This window comes from Flavitalea antarctica (assembly GCF_054461535.1).
In genome coordinates, this window is sequence record NZ_JBTLQG010000086.1 from 1 (window position 1) to 1221 (window position 1221).

Below are 1221 nucleotides of genomic sequence, written 5' to 3' on the forward strand. Positions count from 1 at the left end.
ACTGGCTAAAGGAGCACTATCCGGACTTTCCATCCGTTGACAGTAAAACCGTTTTCAACTTCGTAGCTCATATCCGTCAAAAATATCATATCAATAAGGCTGAAATAGTTCGCGAGCACGCGATGGTCGCTGAAACAGGATATGGTGAACAAGCGCAGGCTGATTTTGGTGAGTACAATCTCCGTAATTACCAGGGTCGCAAAATCAAGGTTTTTTTCTTTGTTATTTCATTGTCCAGATCTCGCTATAAATATGTCTGGTTCTCGACTAGCAAATTCACAACAGCACTCTCAATAGAAGCACATCAAAAGGCTTTCCTCTTTTTTGAGGGCATTCCTGAAACCGTGGTGTACGACCAGGACCGGGTGTTTATAGCTGATGAGAATTATGGTGATATTATTCTTACCGAACAATTTAAAGTGTATACCCGCGATGCAGGATTTAAACTACACTTTTGTCGCAAAGCTGACCCACAAAGTAAAGGCAAGATTGAAAGTATCGTAAAATATGTAAAACGGAATTTTCTATACAACAGACCCTTTGATGATATTGACACCATAAACCAGGAGGTTCTTGCCTGGCTTTCCCGAACAGCTAACTATCTTCCGCACAGCTTTACCCGCTTGCAACCGTCGAAAGAATGGGAAATAGAAAAAAAGTATCTACGACCATGCAGGAATATTGTAGCAACAGTTCCCGATCGTCCACTATACACCGTTCGCAAGGACAACAGCATTTCCTACAAAGGCAACTACTATTCTTTGCCGATGGGCACCTACCAGGGAAAGGGATCGCAGGTAGCACTTGCTATTGATACTGAAAAAATTAGTTTTTTCAATACCCAACAGGCGTTGATATGTGTTCATAACATCAATACAGGCAAAGGTCAGAGAATAATTAATAACGATCACAGGCGAGAAAAAACCGGCAAAATAAAGTCATTGGCTGCCAACATCTGTTCGCAAATTGAAAACCCGGATGATGGCAATCTGTTCATTGAATACATCCGCAAAGCCCGGCCCCGTTATGTACGTGATCAATTGATGCTTCTACAACAGACCATTGAGTTGCATCCCAGGCAGATTATCAGCACTGCCCTTAGCTATTGCTGTAAACACAATTTAACCAGTGCCGCTGATCTAAAGTCTATTGCAAACCACCTGGCTAAGGAAAGCATATTAACAACGCAACATGATAAAAAGATCGTTCCAATGTTCCGCC

1 protein-coding gene is annotated in these 1221 nt (G+C 42.0%); it reads left to right on the forward strand.

Annotated features, from left to right (window positions below; genetic code table 11):
- The coding region (locus tag ACX0G7_RS27280) for an IS21/IS408/IS1162 family transposase (RefSeq protein ID WP_458926714.1) at positions 1–1221 on the forward strand (1221 nt) is incomplete at both ends.